The organism is Variovorax sp. P1_H2 (genome assembly GCF_056405295.1).
This window is the reverse complement of sequence record NZ_JBFUCJ010000004.1, coordinates 89,233-106,411: the sequence shown is the minus strand read 5'-3', so window position 1 is coordinate 106,411 and position 17,179 is coordinate 89,233. Positions and strand designations below refer to the sequence as shown.

16 protein-coding genes are annotated in these 17,179 nt (G+C 67.7%); 8 read left to right on the top strand and 8 right to left on the bottom strand.

Features of this window, described 5'->3' with window-relative positions; all coding sequences use genetic code 11:
* The first annotated feature begins 106 nt into the window (after positions 1 to 106).
* The 5 genes from AC1D2E_RS03040 to AC1D2E_RS03020 all read left to right on the top strand — a co-directional run bounded on the left by AC1D2E_RS03040 (position 107) and on the right by AC1D2E_RS03020 (position 6,765).
* Positions 107 to 1,132: an HlyD family secretion protein gene (locus AC1D2E_RS03040; RefSeq protein ID WP_478196026.1), complete on the top strand. Its 1,026-nt coding sequence runs from the start codon at positions 107 to 109 to the stop codon at positions 1,130 to 1,132.
* Complete coding sequence (locus AC1D2E_RS03035; protein WP_478196025.1) at positions 1,132 to 2,904, top strand: ATP-binding cassette domain-containing protein; 1,773 nt, start codon at positions 1,132 to 1,134, stop codon at positions 2,902 to 2,904. The genes AC1D2E_RS03040 and AC1D2E_RS03035 overlap by 1 nt, the downstream gene beginning before the upstream one ends.
* Positions 2,901 to 4,055 carry an ABC transporter permease gene (locus AC1D2E_RS03030; protein WP_478196024.1) on the top strand — a complete coding sequence of 385 codons (1,155 nt, stop codon included), beginning with the start codon at positions 2,901 to 2,903 and terminating at the stop codon, positions 4,053 to 4,055. Before AC1D2E_RS03035 ends, AC1D2E_RS03030 begins: the two co-directional genes overlap by 4 nt.
* A gap of 5 nt (positions 4,056 to 4,060) precedes the next feature.
* On the top strand, positions 4,061 to 5,191 hold the full coding sequence (locus AC1D2E_RS03025; protein ID WP_478196023.1) for an ABC transporter permease: 1,131 nt from the start codon (positions 4,061 to 4,063) through the stop codon (positions 5,189 to 5,191).
* Between the two features lie 74 nt (positions 5,192 to 5,265).
* Complete coding sequence (locus AC1D2E_RS03020) at positions 5,266 to 6,765, top strand: efflux transporter outer membrane subunit (RefSeq protein ID WP_478196022.1); 1,500 nt, start codon at positions 5,266 to 5,268, stop codon at positions 6,763 to 6,765.
* Positions 6,766 to 6,780: 15 nt separating this feature from the next.
* On the opposite strand, the gene AC1D2E_RS03015 is transcribed toward AC1D2E_RS03020, so the two are convergent.
* The 5 genes from AC1D2E_RS03015 to AC1D2E_RS02995 form a co-directional block, all read right to left on the bottom strand.
* Positions 6,781 to 7,521 carry a hypothetical protein gene (locus AC1D2E_RS03015; RefSeq protein WP_478196021.1) on the bottom strand — a complete coding sequence of 247 codons (741 nt, stop codon included), beginning with the start codon at positions 7,519 to 7,521 and terminating at the stop codon, positions 6,781 to 6,783.
* A 119-nt stretch (positions 7,522 to 7,640) separates the two neighbouring features.
* A complete protein-coding gene (locus tag AC1D2E_RS03010) occupies positions 7,641 to 8,759 on the bottom strand; it encodes a hypothetical protein (protein WP_478196020.1) in 1,119 nt (372 codons plus the stop codon).
* Between the two features lie 16 nt (positions 8,760 to 8,775).
* On the bottom strand, positions 8,776 to 9,129 hold the full coding sequence (locus AC1D2E_RS03005) for a metal-sulfur cluster assembly factor (protein ID WP_478196019.1): 354 nt from the start codon (positions 9,127 to 9,129) through the stop codon (positions 8,776 to 8,778).
* A gap of 6 nt (positions 9,130 to 9,135) precedes the next feature.
* Entirely contained in the window at positions 9,136 to 9,261 is a 126-nt protein-coding gene (locus AC1D2E_RS03000; protein WP_478196018.1) for a hypothetical protein, read from the bottom strand.
* Between the two features lie 153 nt (positions 9,262 to 9,414).
* Positions 9,415 to 10,320 (bottom strand): LysR family transcriptional regulator, encoded by a 906-nt coding sequence (locus AC1D2E_RS02995; RefSeq protein ID WP_478196017.1) that lies wholly within the window; start codon positions 10,318 to 10,320, stop codon positions 9,415 to 9,417.
* A 228-nt stretch (positions 10,321 to 10,548) separates the two neighbouring features.
* Between AC1D2E_RS02995 and AC1D2E_RS02990 the strand changes: the two genes are divergently transcribed.
* A complete protein-coding gene (locus tag AC1D2E_RS02990; protein ID WP_478196016.1) occupies positions 10,549 to 11,316 on the top strand; it encodes an SDR family oxidoreductase in 768 nt (255 codons plus the stop codon).
* 14 nt (positions 11,317 to 11,330) lie between these two features.
* A complete protein-coding gene (locus AC1D2E_RS02985) occupies positions 11,331 to 12,257 on the top strand; it encodes an alpha/beta fold hydrolase (protein WP_478196015.1) in 927 nt (308 codons plus the stop codon).
* Between the two features lie 482 nt (positions 12,258 to 12,739).
* Here the strand turns inward: AC1D2E_RS02985 and AC1D2E_RS02980 are convergent, their stop codons facing one another.
* The 3 genes from AC1D2E_RS02980 to AC1D2E_RS02970 all read right to left on the bottom strand — a co-directional run bounded on the left by AC1D2E_RS02980 (position 12,740) and on the right by AC1D2E_RS02970 (position 15,784).
* Positions 12,740 to 13,411, bottom strand: coding sequence for a class II aldolase/adducin family protein (locus AC1D2E_RS02980; RefSeq protein ID WP_478196014.1), 672 nt, complete (start codon positions 13,409 to 13,411; stop codon positions 12,740 to 12,742).
* Positions 13,408 to 14,691 (bottom strand): 3-oxo-tetronate kinase, encoded by a 1,284-nt coding sequence (gene otnK, locus AC1D2E_RS02975; RefSeq protein ID WP_478196013.1) that lies wholly within the window; start codon positions 14,689 to 14,691, stop codon positions 13,408 to 13,410. The genes AC1D2E_RS02980 and otnK overlap by 4 nt, the downstream gene beginning before the upstream one ends.
* Before the next feature lie 178 nt (positions 14,692 to 14,869).
* Positions 14,870 to 15,784, bottom strand: a complete 915-nt coding sequence (locus AC1D2E_RS02970) for a LysR family transcriptional regulator (protein ID WP_478196012.1) — start codon at positions 15,782 to 15,784, stop codon at positions 14,870 to 14,872.
* Positions 15,785 to 15,912: 128 nt separating this feature from the next.
* Here AC1D2E_RS02970 and AC1D2E_RS02965 point away from each other — a divergent pair, with 128 nt between their 5' ends.
* The gene (locus tag AC1D2E_RS02965; RefSeq protein ID WP_478175440.1) at positions 15,913 to 17,178 is read left to right on the top strand and encodes an aromatic ring-hydroxylating dioxygenase subunit alpha; all 1,266 of its coding nucleotides are present in this window, start codon (positions 15,913 to 15,915) and stop codon (positions 17,176 to 17,178) included.
* Position 17,179: the final 1 nt, after the last annotated feature.

Here is a 17,179-nt window from a genome sequence, read left to right as displayed (position 1 = left end):
TCCGATATCCCTCCGGCCATAGTTTGAATTTGAATTTCAATTTGATATCATTCCAGCACTCACCCGCACAGGATCCTGCGCCGTCATCGGCGCGCGAGAGCGACCCATGAACAAGAAGCCCCTCCTTGCCGGCGCCATCGTCCTCGCCGCGGCGGCTGCCTTCGCGGCCTGGTACCTGAACCGCCAGCCCGCCGATGCGCACCAGCTGGTGCTCTACGGCAATGTCGACCTGCGCCAGGTGTCGCTGGCCTTCAACGGCAACGATCGCATCGCCAGGCTCGAGGTCCAGGAAGGCGACCGGGTGAAGGCCGGCCAGGTGCTCGGCGAACTCGACACCCGCGCCCTGCAGCTGCAGGCGGCACAGGCCGAGGCCCAGATCGCCGGCCAGGCACAGGCGCTGCAGCGGCTGAAGGCCGGCAGCCGGCCCGAGGAAGTGGCGCAGTCGCGGGCCCAGGTCGCCGCCGCCCAGGCCGATGCCGAGCTGGCCCGCCAGCAGCTCGAGCGGCTGCAGGGGATCCGCCAGACCACCGCCGGCCGCGCGGTCAGCCAGCAAGACCTCGACGCCGCACAGGCGCGCCGCAAAGTGGCCGAGGCCCAGCTCGACAACGCCCGCAAGGCACAGCAGTTGGTGGTCGCCGGTCCGCGCAAGGAAGACATCGCCCAGGCCCAGGCGCAGCTCGACGTCGCGACGGCGGCGCTCGCCGTGCTCCGCCACCAGCTGCAGGAAGCCCGGCTCATCGCGCCGATCGACGCGGTGGTACGGGCGCGGCTGCTGGAGCCTGGAGACATGGCTTCGCCGCAGCGCCCGGTGTTCACGCTGGCGATCACCGATCCCAAGTGGGTGCGGGCCTATGTCGCCGAATCCGACCTCGGCCGCGTCAGGCCCGGCATGGCCGCCACGCTCTCGACCGACAGCCACCCGGGCGAGCCGCTCGCGGGCAAGGTCGGCTACATCTCCTCGGTGGCCGAGTTCACGCCCAAGACCGTGCAGACCGAGCAGCTGCGCAGCAGCCTGGTCTACGAGATCCGAGTACTGGCCGACGACCCCGGCGACCGGCTGCGGCTCGGCATGCCGGTGACGGTTCGGCTGGCGCTCGATGGCGACGCGGGCGAGCCCGGGAGCGCACGCTGATGTCTTCCTCGGCGCCGGCGCTGGTCGGACGAGGCCTGCACAAGCGCTTCGCCCCGAAAGGCTCCGCCGAGGGCACGCTCGCGCTCGACGATGTGTCCCTCGACATTCCGGCCGGCACGCTGGCGGCGCTGGTCGGGCCGGACGGCTCGGGCAAGACCACGCTGCTGCGGCTCGCGGCCGGCCTGATGCAGGCCGACCAGGGGCATCTCGAGGTGCTCGGCATCGACGTGGCGAGCCGTCCGCAGGCGGTGCAGGACCGCATCAGCTACATGCCGCAGCGCTTCGGCCTCTACGAGGACCTCAGCGTGCAGGAGAACCTCGACCTCTACGCCGACCTGCATGGCGTCGACAAGGCGACCCGGCGCCAACGCTACGCACGGCTGATGGCCATGACCGACCTGGGCCGCTTCACCTCGCGGCTGGCCGGCAAACTCTCGGGCGGCATGAAGCAGAAGCTGGGGCTGGCCTGCACGCTGGTGCGCTCGCCCGAACTGCTGCTGCTCGACGAGCCCACGGTCGGCGTCGACCCGCTGTCGCGGCGCGAGCTGTGGGAGATCGTGCAGCAGCTGGTCGACGAGGAACACTTGTCCGTGATCGTCAGCACCGCCTACCTCGACGAGGCCGAACGCTGCGCGCAGGTCTTCGTGCTGCACGGCGGCAAGCTGATCGCACAAGGCGCGCCGGCACAGCTGCGCGACCATGCGAAGGGCCTCTGCTTCGTGACGACACCGCCTCGCGGCACGGCGCCGCGCACCTTGCAGGCCCGCCTGATCGATGCGCCCGCATCGATCATCGATGCCGTGCCGCAAGGTGGTGAAGTGCGCTTCATCCGCCGGCCCGACGCCGATGCCGCCGCCGTGGGGGCCCTGCTCGACGGTGCGCCGGCAGAGCCGGTGCCCGCACGCCTGGAGGACGGCTTCATGGTGCTGCTGCGTGCACGGCAAAAGACCGCAACCGCGGCGACCGCGCACACGCCCGCGCAGGCGCCTCCGCCCGCTTCCGGCACGCAGGAGATCGTCATCCAGGTGAAGGACCTGGTGCGCAGGTTCGGCGACTTCACCGCCGTCGCGAGCACCAGCTTCGATGTGCGGCGTGGCGAGATCTTCGGCCTGCTCGGCCCCAACGGCGCCGGCAAGACCACCACCTTTCGCATGCTCTGCGGGCTGCTGCCGGCCAGCAGCGGCTTCCTGCAGGTGGCCGGCATGAACCTGCGCACCGCGCGCGCCCAGGCACGCGGCCGGATCGGCTACGTCTCGCAGAAGTTCGCGCTCTACGGCAACCTCACCGTCGCCGAGAACCTCCAGTTCTTCGGCGGGGCCTACGGCCTGCGCGGACAGCGGCTTCGCGATCGCATGCAGACGGTGCTGCAGCAGTTCGACCTGCTCGGCCAGGCGCATGCGACCAGCGGCCAGCTGCCCGGCGGCTTCAAGCAGCGCCTCGCGATGGCGACCGGCCTGCTGCACGAGCCGGAGATCCTTTTTCTCGACGAACCCACGAGCGGCACCGATCCGCTGGCGCGGCGCGAATTCTGGCGCCGCATCACGGCGCTGGCCGAGGCCGGCGTGACGGTGATCATCACCACACACTTCATGGAAGAGGCGGAGTACTGCGACCGCATCGTGATCCAGGACGCCGGCAAGCTGCTGGCCATCGGCACCCCGCAGCAGGTGCGCGTGCAGGCGGGCAGCGCGGCAGACAGCCGGCTCAGCATGGAGGAGGCCTTCATCGACATCGTGACGCAGGCCCGCGACGCCGCGAAGGTCTCCCAATGACCGCGCCCGCCCAGCCTCCCGCCCCTCACAGCCGCTTCTGGCAACGGCTGATCGCGCTCACGCGCAAGGAGACGCGGCAGCTGGTCCGCGACCCGAGCAGCCTCGCGATCGGCATCCTGCTGCCGATCATCCTGATCCTGATCTTCGGCTATGGGCTCTCGCTCGACGTCAAGAACGCGCCGCTGGCCGTCGTGCTCGAAGACAGCTCGCCCACCGCCGTGCAGGCCGTCTCCGGGCTCCAGCTCACGCCGTACATCTCGCCGGTCATGCTGGGCTCGATGCATGAAGCCGAGACGCTGATGCAGCAGCGCAAGGTCGACGGCATCGTGCGCGTGCCCGGCGACTTCTCGCGCCGGCTCGCGGCCGGCGACGCCAGCATCCAGGTGATCGTGCACGGCGCCGATGCGAACAAGGCCGGCATCGTGCTGCGCTACGCGAGCGGCGCCCTGGCGCAGAACGCGGTGCGGCTGGCCGACCGCGGCGCTGTAGCGGCGCCCGGCGTCGGCGCCGTCACCATCGAGCAGCGGCTGTGGTTCAACGCCGCCAACACCAGCACCTGGTACCTCGTGCCGGGGCTGATCGTCCTCATCATGACGCTGGTCGGCGCCTTCCTCACCGCGCTCGTGATGGCGCGCGAATGGGAGCGCGGCACGCTGGAGGCGCTGTTCGTCACGCCCGTGCGGCCGGTGGAAATCCTGCTGGCGAAGATCATTCCCTACTTCGGCATCGGCATGGTCGGCCTGCTGCTGTGCCTGGTCGCCGCGCGCTTCCTGTTCGAGGTGCCGATGCACGGCTCGCTGATCGTGATCGTCGTCAGCGCGATGCTCTATCAGCTGGTCGCGGTGGCCGTCGGCCTGGTCATTTCCTCCGTCACGCGCAACCAGTTCCTCGCCAGCCAGGTGGCGCTGATCTCGAGCTTCCTGCCGTCGCTGATGCTGTCGGGCTTTCTCTTCGACCTGCGCAACGTGCCGACCGTCATCCGGATCGTGGGCCATGCGCTGCCGGCAACCTACTTCATGGAACTGGTCCGCACGCTGTTCCTCGCGGGCAACGTGTGGTCGCTGATCTTCAGGAACTGCGCGATCCTGATCGCCTACGCCGTGGTGCTGCTCGGCGTCGCACGCTTCGTCACGCGCAAGAAGCTGGATTGAGGATCATGAACGGTTCATTCATCGACTTCGTGCGGCGCGTCGCCCACCTCTGCCGCAAGGAGCTGCTGGCGATCCTCAAGGACCCGTCCAGCCGCGTCATCCTGGTCGTGCCGGCGCTGATGCAGAGCCTGCTCTTCGGCTATGCCGCCACCTACGACCTGAGCCGCGTCGACTACGCGCTGCTCGACCAGAGCCACAGCGGCGCCTCGACCGCGCTGATCGCCAAGCTCGACGGCACCGGCGTCTTCCGCCGCGCGGCGACGCTCACGTCGCCCGACCAGATCGCGCCCATCGTCAACGCACAGGATGCGCTGGTCGTGATCCAGATCGGACCGCGGTTCGCGCAGCAGCTCAACGCGGGCGAGGCCGCGCCGATCCAGGTCGTCATCGATGCGCGCAACTCCAACACCGCGGGCTCGGCGGCGGGCTTCGTCGCTTCGGTCGTGGCCAGCTTCAACGACGAATGGCGCCGGCGGCACGGCGGGCTCCAGGCGCCGGTCGCGATCGAATCGCGCGCCTGGTTCAACCCCAACCTCGAAACCCGCTGGAACTTCATGCCCGGCATGATCGCCGCGCTCAGCATGATCCAGACCCTGCTGCTGACCGCACTCTCCGTGGCGCGCGAGCGCGAGCAAGGCACCTTCGACCAGTTGCTCGTCACGCCGCTGTCCCCCACCGAGATCATGATCGGCAAGGCCATTCCGCCGGTGATGATCGGGCTCGTGCAGTCCACCCTCGTGCTGCTCATCACGCTGCTGTGGTTCCGGGTTCCGATGGCGGGCTCTCTCGTCACGCTCTATATCGGGCTGTCGTTCTTCACCATCGCGAGCGTCGGCGTCGGGCTGTCGATCTCGGCGGTGTCGGCCAACATGCAGCAGGCCATGCTCTACACCTTCGTGCTGATCATGCCGATGATGCTGCTGTCGGGCCTGACCACGCCGGTGAGCAACATGCCGCGCGTGCTGCAGATCGCGACGCTGGCCAACCCGCTGCGCTTTGCGATCGACCTGGTGCAGCGCGTGTACCTCGAAGGCGTGGGGCTGCTCACGGTCTGGCACAAGCTCATTCCGCTCTTCATCATCGCGGCCATCACGCTGCCGCTGGCCGCCTGGCTGTTCCGTCATCGGCTTTCGTGAAAACGTGCGCAACAGACCGACAAACTGCGTAGCAGTTTTTGCTCTGTCCTCAACTGACTGGAAAGGACACCGACATGAAATCCACCCTTCGCCCCCTGCATCGCCTGGCCTGGCTGGCCGCGCTGGCGCTGGCCGGCTGCGCGGTGGGACCCGACTTCAAGCCCGAAACGCCGGCGGCGCCGGCGCGCTTCTCGGACTGGCACGGCGGCTCGCCGGCGCTGATCCCGCCGCAGGAACGCGAGCGTTCAAGCGCAGCGGCGCCGGCCGACTGGACCCTGTTCGGCGACCCGGTGCTCGATGCGCTGGAGGCGCAGGCGCTGGCCGCCAGCCCCGACCTGCAGACCGCGGCACTGCGCTTCGCGCAGAGCCGCACGCAACTGCGGGTCGAGCAGTCGCATCAGCTTCCGCAGGTCGGCGCCCGGGCCGGCGCGCGGCGCGTGCGGCAGAGCGAGGACGGCGATCCCACGCGGCTGATCGATGCCCTGAACCCGCTGAACCGCAGGCAGTTGATCCAGACGCTGAGCGATCCGCACGACCTGTACGAGGCCGGCTTCGACGCCATCTGGGAGATCGACCTGTGGGGCCGCGTGCGGCGCTCGATCGAGGCCGCCGACGCCAACGTCGCGGCCTCGCAGGCACTGCTGGCGCAGGTGCAGCTCAGCGTGCAGGCCGAGCTGGCGCGCCACTACTTCGCGCTGCGGGCGGTGCAGGACCAGATCCGCATCGCACGCGCCGACATCGCCGCTGCGGAAGAAACGCTGGAGCTGGTCAAGGCGCGCGCCGACGGCGGCCTCACGACCGATCTCGACGTCACGCGGCAGCGGGCCCAGGCGGCCGATCTGCGCGCCCGCCTGCCCCAGCTGCTGGCACAGGAGGCGGCGGCCTTGAATCAGATCACGCTGCTGCTCGGCGAGCGGCCCGGCGCGCTGCAGGCGCAGCTTGCGGACCGGCCCGATGCGGCCGAACGCGCATTGCCCGACCTCTCGCTGGGCCTGCCCTCCGAGCTGGCGCTGCGCCGCCCCGACATCCAGCTCGCCCAGGCGCAGCTGCATGCAGCCACGGCGAACATCGGCGTCGCCGTGGCGGACCTCTACCCGCGCATCACGATCGGCGCCAGCTTCGGCTTCGAGTCCGTCAACGCCAGCACCTTCGGCGACTGGGGCAGCCGCCAATGGTTCGTCGGGCCCAGCCTGCAACTGCCGGTCTTCGATGGCGGGCGCCGGCGCGCCACCGTGACCCTGCGCGAGCTGCAGCAGCAGGAGGCCGCCGTCGCCTACCAGCAGACCGTGCTGAAGGCCTGGCACGAGATCGACGATGCATTGAGCGCCTATTCGGCCGAGCGGCTGCGCAACGTGCAGCTGGCCGAGCGCGAGCGCAGCAGCCGCGACGCACTGCAGCTGGCCCGGGTGCGCTACGACCACGGCCTGACCGACTTCCTCGTGCAGCTCGATGCCCAGCGCACCTGGCTGCAGGCGCAGCGCGACTACACCGAGAGCACGAGCCGCCTGGCACTGGGCCTGGTGGCGGTGTCGAAGGCGCTGGGGGGCGCCGGAGCGCTGCCGGCGAAGTCCTGATCCATGCCGCTACAGTCAGTCGGCCCGGCACCACCGGCCGGATTGCGGACAGACAATGGCCCGTTCGCCGTTCAGCCGGATTTGCTCTTCGTCCAGCTGCGACGCGGTCGAAGCGTCGATGTCGAAGGCGACCCGAAGTGCGCGCCCGACATGGGCGTCTTCGATGGGAAGCTCCCAGGTCAGGAACAGTTGAGTGCAATCCTGGCCGGGCGAGAAATCGGCCGCATCGAAGCCGCTGCTGCGGTGTCGAATGACGGCGTGCGGCTGGCCCGTATCGAATATCACGACCGTCCCCCGGGCAAGCGGGATTCGCTGATCCGTGGACGGAAAATGCAAATCCAGGCCCCTGTCCTCGCTCAGGAAGAGATTGCAGAACGCCGCACCGCCGTATTGCGCACCGTCGTGGTGGTACCGCGCGCCGCGGCAAGCCATGAGGGCGACATCGGAGGAGGCAAGCACCTCATGCAGGCCGAGCTCGCGCGTCCAGTCGGACACCGCCTGCACGCAGTGCCGGTAGTCCGGCCAGCGCGCTCGCGCCCGTGCCAACGGCAAGGCCTCGACGTCTCCAGGTTCCAGGACCAGGCGCGACGATATCTCCCTGTCCCAATCCGCGATCAGGCGTGCGGGGGGCACGGGCACGTCGACCGTGCCGGACAACACCACATCGCTCACGCTGCGACTGCGGAGGGCATCGCCACGCCAGAAATAGGAAGTGAGGAGGTCTCGCCCGTGGTGCGATGGAGGGGGGCGGTTCATCCGTACCAGTGTAGTGAGGCTGACTGCGAGAGCGACGGGCGCCTTCTCCCAAGTTCCCACAGCGCGAAGCGTCGCGGCTGCGGCACCGGGGCTCTTCAATGACGTGCAGGGACTGCATTCTATTTCTTGGATGCGTGCTTCATGCGCCAGGCACGCGCCGAGCCCACCATCGTGAGCGCGAACAGCGCGATGGCCAGTGCGTTGCCGGCGGCGCCCTGGCTCAGCAGGCTGAAGGCCACCGGCCCGAGACAGAGTCGAACGGCAAGCGACGCGTGAAGAAAGAACAAGGGGATGTAGAAGAACCAGCCGAAGAGAAGCTTGACGCGAGCCAGCGCGGGCAGGATGACGGGCGCATGCCCCAGCATCATCGAGAAGATGAAGCCCAGCCCGAGCGCGTGAAGCGCCACATCCCTGAGCGGCAGTCCGAACGATGTCGCGACCCAGGCGGCACCGGCAACGCCCAGCCACACGTAGCCCAGCAGCAAGCAGACGGCCATGTAGCGGCTCAATCCATGGGCTGCGACGGTACGACGGGCGATGTCGAAGGCAATCAACCAAACGGCAAGGCATAGGAGCGACAGCCCGTACGCGACGCCACCCCAGACTGGCGACAGCGAGGAGGTCGCCGCACCGAGCAACATGACGCCAAGGCAGGCATGGAGCGCCGGCGCGGCACCGCGGCGGCGACGCATGAGACGAGTCATCTCGAGCCGTTCGGCCGCAACCGTCAGCACAAGGAACGAGAACCACCAGGGGATGACCGCGGCCGACTGGCTGCCGAGTGCCTGGAGCAGATTGCCCACCAACCAGGCGACTGCGCCGGTCAGCAAGAGCGCCGTGTGCGGTGCGCGTTGGCGTTCGACGACAACGACATTCACGACAACGAACACGATGGCCGCGACAACGGCAAGCCAGGCAGCCGAGCTGGGCAGACCGGCCAGCATGGCGAGTCCGGCCAATGCGGAGGCGCCCGGCGCGACGAACGCAAAGCGCTGCTTGACGGCAACTGCCCGTTCGATCCCGATGACTGTTCCCGTGAAACCGCAAACCATCAGGAATGCGTGTGCAAGAACTGCTTGCCCGGGCCATGCACTGTCGCCGGGGACCGGCACGGCAACGCCGGCGCGCAGCAGACCGCCGATGATGCTCGTCACCAGCGACGCCGCCACGCCAAGCAGGAACACCACGCGCAGACCCAGCACCCACACTGGCGTTCGGACGTCCGATGGATTGCGCATGGCCAGCTGGATGGGCTTACCAGCCCATGAAGGCCTTCGCCCGCAAGCTCATGCGGTCGGTGTTCCAGGGCGGTTCCCAAACGAGCTCGACCAGAATCTTGAAGTCTGGAGGCACCACGCGGTCCAGCTCATTTTCGACGTCGGTCAGGATGACCTCCGTGACTGGACATGCCGCCGAGGTCATCGTCATCAGGATGTGCACCTGCTTGGCCGTCACCGCAACGCCATAGACCAGGCCGACATCGACGATGGTCAGGGCGACCTCCGGGTCGACCACTTGCCGCAAGGCCGCCTCGATGGGCGCTCTCAGCTCTGGGGGTCCGGAATAGAGATACGGCGCATCGGCGCCCGGGGTCGGTTCTTCGTTCATGGTCGATCACGCCGGGTGAGTTTCATGGTGGTAGCCAAGCGCCCCGAACGACAGGACGAAGATGAGACCGAGCCAACGCCACAGCCTTCCGGTGGATTTTTCGATCTTGCTGCCGTTGGAGGTCTGGGTCATGGTCTCTTCCGTTGCCTGTTTAAAGCTGCATATGAAATGAATCTATTGTCCGGAAGCAGACCGCGCCGAAGTTTGATTTGCATCAATGTCGCGGCGAGCGCGCACGGAGCAGGCTCGAGTCCCGGCCATGCCCATCTCGCCCGCAATCAGCTGTCAGGCCGCCCGCTCCCAATACGGTGGATCGCCGAAGTGCTTCCGTAGCCACTCGACCAGGGCTCGCAGCTTTGCCGAGGCTCTGCGTCCTTCGGGGTGTGCCACGTAGATGGATTCAGGCCCCACCACGCGGCCCACGTCCACTTCGACCAACTGGCCCGACTGCAATGCCTGCCAGACAATGAAGGTCGGCAACAGGGCCAGCCCAAGGCCGGCCAGTGCAGCGTCCCGCATCATGTCTCCGTTGTTCACTCGAAGGGCAGCCACGGGCCGCACCGCGCCACTGTCCTCGGCGTCCAGGAAGCGCCAGTCCGCAATGCCTCGGTTCAGGTAGTAGATGGCGTGATGCCCGGCCAGGTCGTCCAGCGAGCGCGGGCTACCGTGACTGGCGAGGTAGGCGGGCGATGCCACCACCATGCGCTGGCTGCGCGCCAACTGCCAGGCCACCAGCCGGGAGTCTTCGATCACCCCATGCCGAACCACGGCGTCGAAACCGTCGGCGAACGCATCGACTCGGCGGTCGTCCAGTTCCAGCGTGAGCGAGATCGCCGGATGCTGGGAGAGGAAAGGGTAGAGCGCCGGCCCGAGGTGCATGCGCCCGAAGGTGACCGGTGCCGAGATGCGCATGGGCCCGGTCAGCTTCCCGCGTCGCTCGGCCATTTCCGCCGCGGCCTCGTCGACCTCGCGCACGATGCGCGCCGCCTTCTCCAGAAAGGCCGAACCATCTTCGGTGAGGCTGAGTTTGCGGGTCGTGCGGTGAAAGAGCGTCGCACCCAGGCCTTGTTCCAGATCCGCCAGACGCTCGCTGACGACGGACTTCGAGAGGTGCAATCGGCGCGCGGCGGCGACGAGGGATCCGGCCTCCGCCACGGCGACGAAGGTCGCGATGCCGTCCAGTTTGAGCACGTCGGTTTCTCCTCTCCCTCATGGGCCGATAGGCAGGGGCGGACCACTGAACTTGCCGGGCCGGTCCTGGGCGCAAGCTGCCCGAGTATGCCGGCAAGGCCCGATTGTTCGCCAATCCCGGAGGGCAGTTCCGTCAACTGCCCTCTTCTCGAACGGCTCCCCGACCGCCAAACTGGGACGATCCGATTCATTCAACCCAAGGTTCAAGGTTTCAAAGGAGATCCCATCATGAATAAGCGACTCGAAGGCAAGGTTGCCCTGATCACCGGGGCCAGCTCGGGCATCGGCCACGCCACCGCACTTCTGTTCGCCGCCGAAGGTGCCAAGGTCGTCGTCGGGGCTCGCCGCCAGGCCGAACTCGACCAGTTGGTCGCCCAGATTCTCGCGGCGGACGGTCAAGCCGTCGCCTTGGCCGGCGACGTGCGCTCGGAGGATTACGCCAAGACACTCGTGGCGCTGGCCGTGAATCGCTTCGGCCGCCTGGACATCGCATTCAACAACGCCGGCACCCTGGGCGAAGGAGGCCCCAGCACCGGCGTGTCCGAGGCCGGCTGGACCGACGCCCTGGCCATCAACCTGACCGGAGCCTTCCTTGGTGCCAAGCACCAGATCGGCCAGATGCTCAAGAATGGCGGCGGCTCGGTGATCTTCACCTCCACCTTCGTCGGACACACCTTCGCCTTTCCCGGCGTCGCCGCCTATGCCGCGAGCAAGTCCGGCCTGATCGGCCTGACCCAAGCCCTGGCCGCCGAGTTCGGTCCGCAGGGCGTGCGCGTCAACGCGGTGCTGCCAGGCGCGGTCGACACCGACATGTACCGCGGGATGAACAACACGCTCGAGTCGCAGGCCTTCGTGACCCAGCTGCATGCGCTCAAGCGGGTCGCCAAGCCCGAGGAGCTGGCACGCTCGGTCCTGTACCTCGCCTCGGACGACTCGTCCTTTGTCACCGGCACGGCATCGCTGGTCGATGGCGGCGCCTCCATCACCCGCACCTGATCGCCAAGGAGCCCATGTTGTTCAACCCTCTCAAGAGCGCGATCGGCGCCGGCCTGATCGCCCTGGCTGCCGTGCTGCCCGCGCATGCCCAGCCCAAGCCCTACCCGCCCAGCTTCAAGGCCCAGCAGATCCAGACCGACGGCGCCAGTCTGCATGTGCGCGTGGGAGGCAGCGGTCCCGCCGTGGTGCTCATCCATGGTTTCGGGGATACCGGCGACATGTGGACGCCGCTGGCCATGGCGCTGGCCAAGGACCATCGCGTGGTGGTGCCGGACCTGCGAGGCATGGGCCTGTCCTCCAAGCCCGAAAGCGGCTACGACAAGAAGACCCAGGCGGCCGACATCCGCGCCGTGCTGGACAGGCTGGGCATCGACAAGGCCGACATCGTCGGCCATGACATCGGCACCATGGTGGCCTACGCCTACGCAGCGCGCTATCCCGACAAGACCACCAGGCTGGTGGTGATGGATGCGCCCGTGCCCGGCGTTGCGCCCTGGGACCAGATTGTTCGTCTGCCGGCGCTGTGGCACTTCGACCTCGGCGGCAAGGACATGCTGCGACTGGTGCAAGGCCGCGAGAGAACCTACCTGGACCGCTTCTGGAACGATTTTGCGGCCGACCCCGGCAAGGTGGACGAAGGTACGCGGGTGTACTACGCCAAGCTCTACGCTCGCCCGGGCGCGATGCGCGCCGCGTTCGCCCAGTTCCAGTCCATCCGCAAGGATGTCGAAGACAACACCGAATCCGTGAAGACCAAGCTCACGATGCCTGTGCTGGCCATCGGGGGCGAGAAGTCCTTCGGCGGAAATGAGGCGGCGGTGATGCGCAATGCGGCAAGCAACGTGACCGAACTGGTCGTGCCGGGCTCCGGCCACTGGTTGATGGAGGAAGCTCCCGCACCGACGATCAAGGCGATACAGGAGTTCCTGGCCCAGCGCTGAAGCTGCCCGCGAGGAGCTCGCAACCACGCTCTGGTCGTCGAAGCATTGAAGGCGGCGCAAGCAGATGGCGGCGACTACAAAAACTTGAACCGCGGGCGGGACTGCTCGTTCCGTGAGCACCGCAATGAAAGCCAAGCAGGACGCGGCTCCGACGAGTTGCTCAGTCGGTTATCCACAGAGTCATGCACCGGCCAAGGGGACAACAGCGACTTGACTTTCGTATTTTGGTGCAGTGCACAATGTCCATTCCTCATTGGTAGCGGCACGCTTGGCGAGCATTGGGGCCCTGCACTGCAGCACGCCATGTTGGTGCGTCGCCTGCCATCTTTTCCACAGCAAGATGCGAGCGGTAACTCACCTGCCTCGCGCCGTTCGCATTGCGCTGTCACGGCACCGCCCTGCTCAAGCCGCAGCCGCAGCCGCAAGTCGTCTACTGCCTCGTCGGCGTCGGCGGCGCTCCCATGCGCGACGCTGAGGTGCGGCTACCAACGAGCGCCGAAGTTGCGTCGCAGCTCATTGATCTCGGCCTCGCCGAGCACATCGGGCGGATCCACGCGCCCGTTCGCAAGCAGCCAGAGCCTGGCCGTTTCTTCCAGTTCCTCCAGCACCGCCATTGCCGCGGCCGGCGAGTCGTGCCAGACGTTGGGCCCCAGGCGCTCGAGCATCACCGCGCGGATCGGCGTGCCGGCGGCGCCATAGCGCCCGATGACCTCGGCCACCTGCGCCGCCGCTTCGGGCGCGCCCGGGCGGTGATAGCGGATCAMCGGCACCCGCCCCACCTTCATCACGAAATACGGGGTCAAGGCCGGTAGCAGTTCGGCGCCGGTCTCGCGCAGCGTGAGCGCCACGCAGTGGGTGCTGTGGGTGTGGATCACGCAGCGCGTGCCGGCATCGAAGCTGCTCGCCGCGCCATAGATGCGGGCATGCAGCGCGATGGTCTTGCTGGCGCGGTCGCCCTGGATCTGGCGCAGGCCGCTGTCGAGCCGTGCCAGCTTCGCCGKATCGAGGAAGCCGAGACAGGCATCGGTGGGCGTGATCAGGAAGCCGTCGTCGAGCCGCACGCTGATGTTGCCGGCCGTGGCGTGCACGTAGCCGCGCTCGAACAGGCTGCGGCCGACGCGGCAGATTTCCTCGCGGGCGCGATGCTCGTTCATCGCAGCTGCTCGAAGGCCTTGGTGAAGAAGTCGTCGCCGCCGAAATTACCGGACTTCAGGGCAATGTGCAGGCCCGCGCCGCCGGCCGCCACGCTGGCCGCATGGCACCACGGCACGCCGGGGTCGATCTGGCCGCCGATCTGCAGCTGCGCGATGCCGAGCGCCTGCACGCAGGCGCCGGAGGTCTCGCCGCCCGCGACCACCAGCTGGCGCACGCCGCGCTCCACCAGGCCACGCGCAATCGCGGCGATCGCGCGCTCGACCATCGCGCCGGCCTCCTCGACGCCGAGCCGGCCCTGCACCGCCTTCACGGCCGACGGCTCGGCCGTGGAATAGACCAGCACCGGCCCGTCGCGCAACAGGGGCTCGGCCCAGGCCAGCGCCTGCCCGACGACATCGCCGCCGGCCGCGAGCTGCAGCGGATCGAGCGCCAGCGCCGGCCGGCCGGAAGCGATGAACGCCGCCACCTGGCCGTTGGTCGCCAGCGAGCAGCTGCCGGACACCACGGCCCGCAGGCCGCCCGCCGCCGGCAGCGCGCTGGCGGTCGACGACGGCGCGATGCCGAAATTCGCCGGCAGGCCGATGGCGACGCCCGAGCCGGCGGTCAGCAGCGGCAGGCCGGCCAAGGCCGGGCCGAGGCGCAGCAGGTCGTCGTTGGAGACCGCGTCGACGATCGCGATGCCCACGCCTTCGCCGCGCAACTGCGCGATGCGGGCGCGGATCGCCTCGGCGCCCTGCGCCACCGCCACGTGGTCGATCAGGCCCACCTTGCGCCGGCTCTGCGACTGCAGCACCCGCACCAGGTTGGCATCGGTCATCGGCGTCAGCGGATGGTTCTGCATGCCGCTTTCGTTGAGCAGCACCTCGCCCACGAACAGGTAGCCCTTGAACACGGTCCGCTTGTTGTCGGGGAAGGCCGGCGTGGCGATGGTGAAGTCGCAGTGCAACGCGTCCATCAGCGCCTCGGTCACCGGGCCGATGTTGCCTGCGGGCGTGCTGTCGAAGGTGGAGCAGTACTTGAAGTAGATCTGCCTTGCACCCTGTGCCTGCAGCCAATGCAGCGCCGCCAGCGATTGCGCCACCGCTTCGGCCGGCGGGATGGTGCGCGACTTCAGCGCCACCACCACCGCGTCGACCTCGGCGCCCAGCGGCCCCTCGGGCACGCCGATGGTCTGGACCACGCGCATGCCCGCGCGCACCAGGTTGTTGGCCAGGTCGGTGGCGCCGGTGAAGTCGTCGGCGATGCAGCCGAGCAAGAGGGGGTGGGCCGCTTGGATCATCGGGCGAGTTTACTGACGGGCCGGCGCCCGGCGCAGCAGCATGAACCCCCATGGAACTGCGCACCCTTCGCTACTTCATCGCCGTGCTCGAGGCCGGCAGCCTGTCGCGCGCGGCCGGTTCGCCCCGAAGGCTCGGTCACGCCGGCGCCCTTCCTGGGCGCTGATGGCGAGGGCGGCCTCAACCGGCCGCGGCTTCCCCATGCAGCCGGATGATCAAGGCGCGCAGCCATGCGATGGCCGGGTCTTTCTGGTAGCGGCCATGCCAGAACAGGTTGATCGCAATCTCGGGCAGCTTGGCGGGGTGACGCACATAGGACAAGCCGAAAGGCTCGGCCAAGGCTTGAGCCAGCCGCTCGGGAACGGTCGCCACGAGGTCGGAGTCATGCAGGATATGACCGACGGCCACGTAGTGCGGAACGGTCAGGACGATCTTGCGCACGATCTTCCTGCGATCGAGCAGTTCATCCGCCTGGCCATGGCCGGTCCCCGCCGAGACCACCACCACGTGATCGGCCGCCGAGAATTCGTTCAAGGAAATCTGCTTCTTGTCGAGCGCATGGCCGCGCCTGAACATGCAGACGTAGTGCTGCCTGAACAGCCGGCGCTGGAAGTAGCCGGCCTTGAGCTGCGGCAACAACCCGATCGCCAGGCTGACATGGCCGGCTTCCATCTCGTCCTGCAGGTTGACGGCCGTGTTGCGAACGGTGCTGAGCGAAACGCCGGGCGCGACGCGTGCCAGTTCCTTCATCAGCTTGGGCAGGAAATAGATCTCCCCGATGTCGGTCATGCCGACCGTGAAGGCGCGCTTCGAGGTCGCGGGGTCGAACGTGGCCCGCTGGTTGATCGCCGCATGGATGACCTGCAGCGCGCGCGCCGTCGGCTCGGCGAGCTGCGCTGCGAAAGGGGTCGGCTCCATGCCCTTGGGGGTTCGGAAGAACAGCGGGTCGCCGGTGAGCTTGCGCAGGCGCGCCAGGGCATTGCTGACGCCCGGCTGGGAAAGCCCGAGGCTGGTCGCAACCTTCGACACCCGCCGATCGACCAGCAATTGATGGAAGACGACCAGGAGATTGAGGTCGATGTCCTTGAGTTCCATGTTCGCCTCACATTCGTGAAATCAATAGGCACTATTTTGCATATTCTATTGAACCATGGCGTCGCGGGGGCGATCATCCCGGAACCGCACGACGCAAGTCGTCCGGCACCACGACTCAGGAGACAAGAATGGATGACGCAACAGCAGTCTTTCCCCGGCAGATCCATTGGGAAGACCAAGGCACGAGCCGCATACCCTTCATGGCCTACACGGAGGCCGATCAGCATCGCCGGGAACTCGAACGCTTCTTCTATCGCGGGCACTGGTGCTACGTGGGACTGGAAGCCGAGATCCCGAACGCCGGCGACTTCAAGCGCACGGTGGTCGGCGAGCGCTCCGTCATCATGGTCCGCGATGCCGAGGGCGCCATCAACGTCGTCGAGAACGTGTGCGCGCACCGCGGCATGCAGTTCTGCCGCGAGCGGCACGGCAATCGGAAGGACGGCGGATTCACCTGCCCCTACCACCAGTGGAACTACACGCTCAAGGGCGATCTGCAGGGCGTGCCCTTCCGCCGCGGCGTCAAGCAGGACGGCAAGATCAACGGCGGGATGCCGGCCGACTTCAAGCCGGCGGACCACGGCCTCAACACGCTGAAGGTCGCGACGCGCGGTGGCGTGGTGTTCGCGTCCTTCGATCCCGATGTCGAGTCGCTGGAGGACTTCATGGGCCCGGAAATCGGGGCCTGCTTCGATCGGCTGTTCAACGGCCGCAAGCTGAAGATCCTCGGCTACAACCGCCAGCGCATCCCCGGCAACTGGAAGCTGATGCAGGAGAACATCAAGGACCCGTACCACCCGGGCCTGCTGCACACCTGGTTCGTGACCTTCGGGCTCTGGCGCGCCGACAACAAGTCGGCGCTGAAGATGGACCGGCACCATCGGCACGCCGCCATGATCTCGACCCGGGGCTCGAGCGGCAAGGCCGATCAGGTCACCCAGGTCTCGAGCTTCAAGGAGAGCATGCAGCTCCACGACGACCGATTCCTCGACATCGTTCCCGAGCCCTGGTGGGGCGGCCCGACGGCGGTGATGATGACGCTGTTCCCCAGCGTGATCCTGCAGCAGCAGGTCAACAGCGTCTCGACGCGGCACATTCAACCCAGCGGGCCTGGGGCTTTCGATTTCGTCTGGACGCACTTCGGCTTCGAGGACGACGACGACGCGATGACGCAGCGGCGGCTGCGCCAGGCCAACCTCTTCGGTCCGGCGGGCTTCGTGTCGGCCGATGACGGGGAAGTCATCGAGCTGTCGCAGAAGGGCTTCGAGCAGAAGCCCTTCCACCGCACGCTCGCCGAACTGGGCGGGCGCGAAGTCGGCGACACGGACCACATGGTCACCGAGACCCTGATTCGGGGCATGTACGCCTACTGGCGCAAGGTCATGGAGGCTTGAG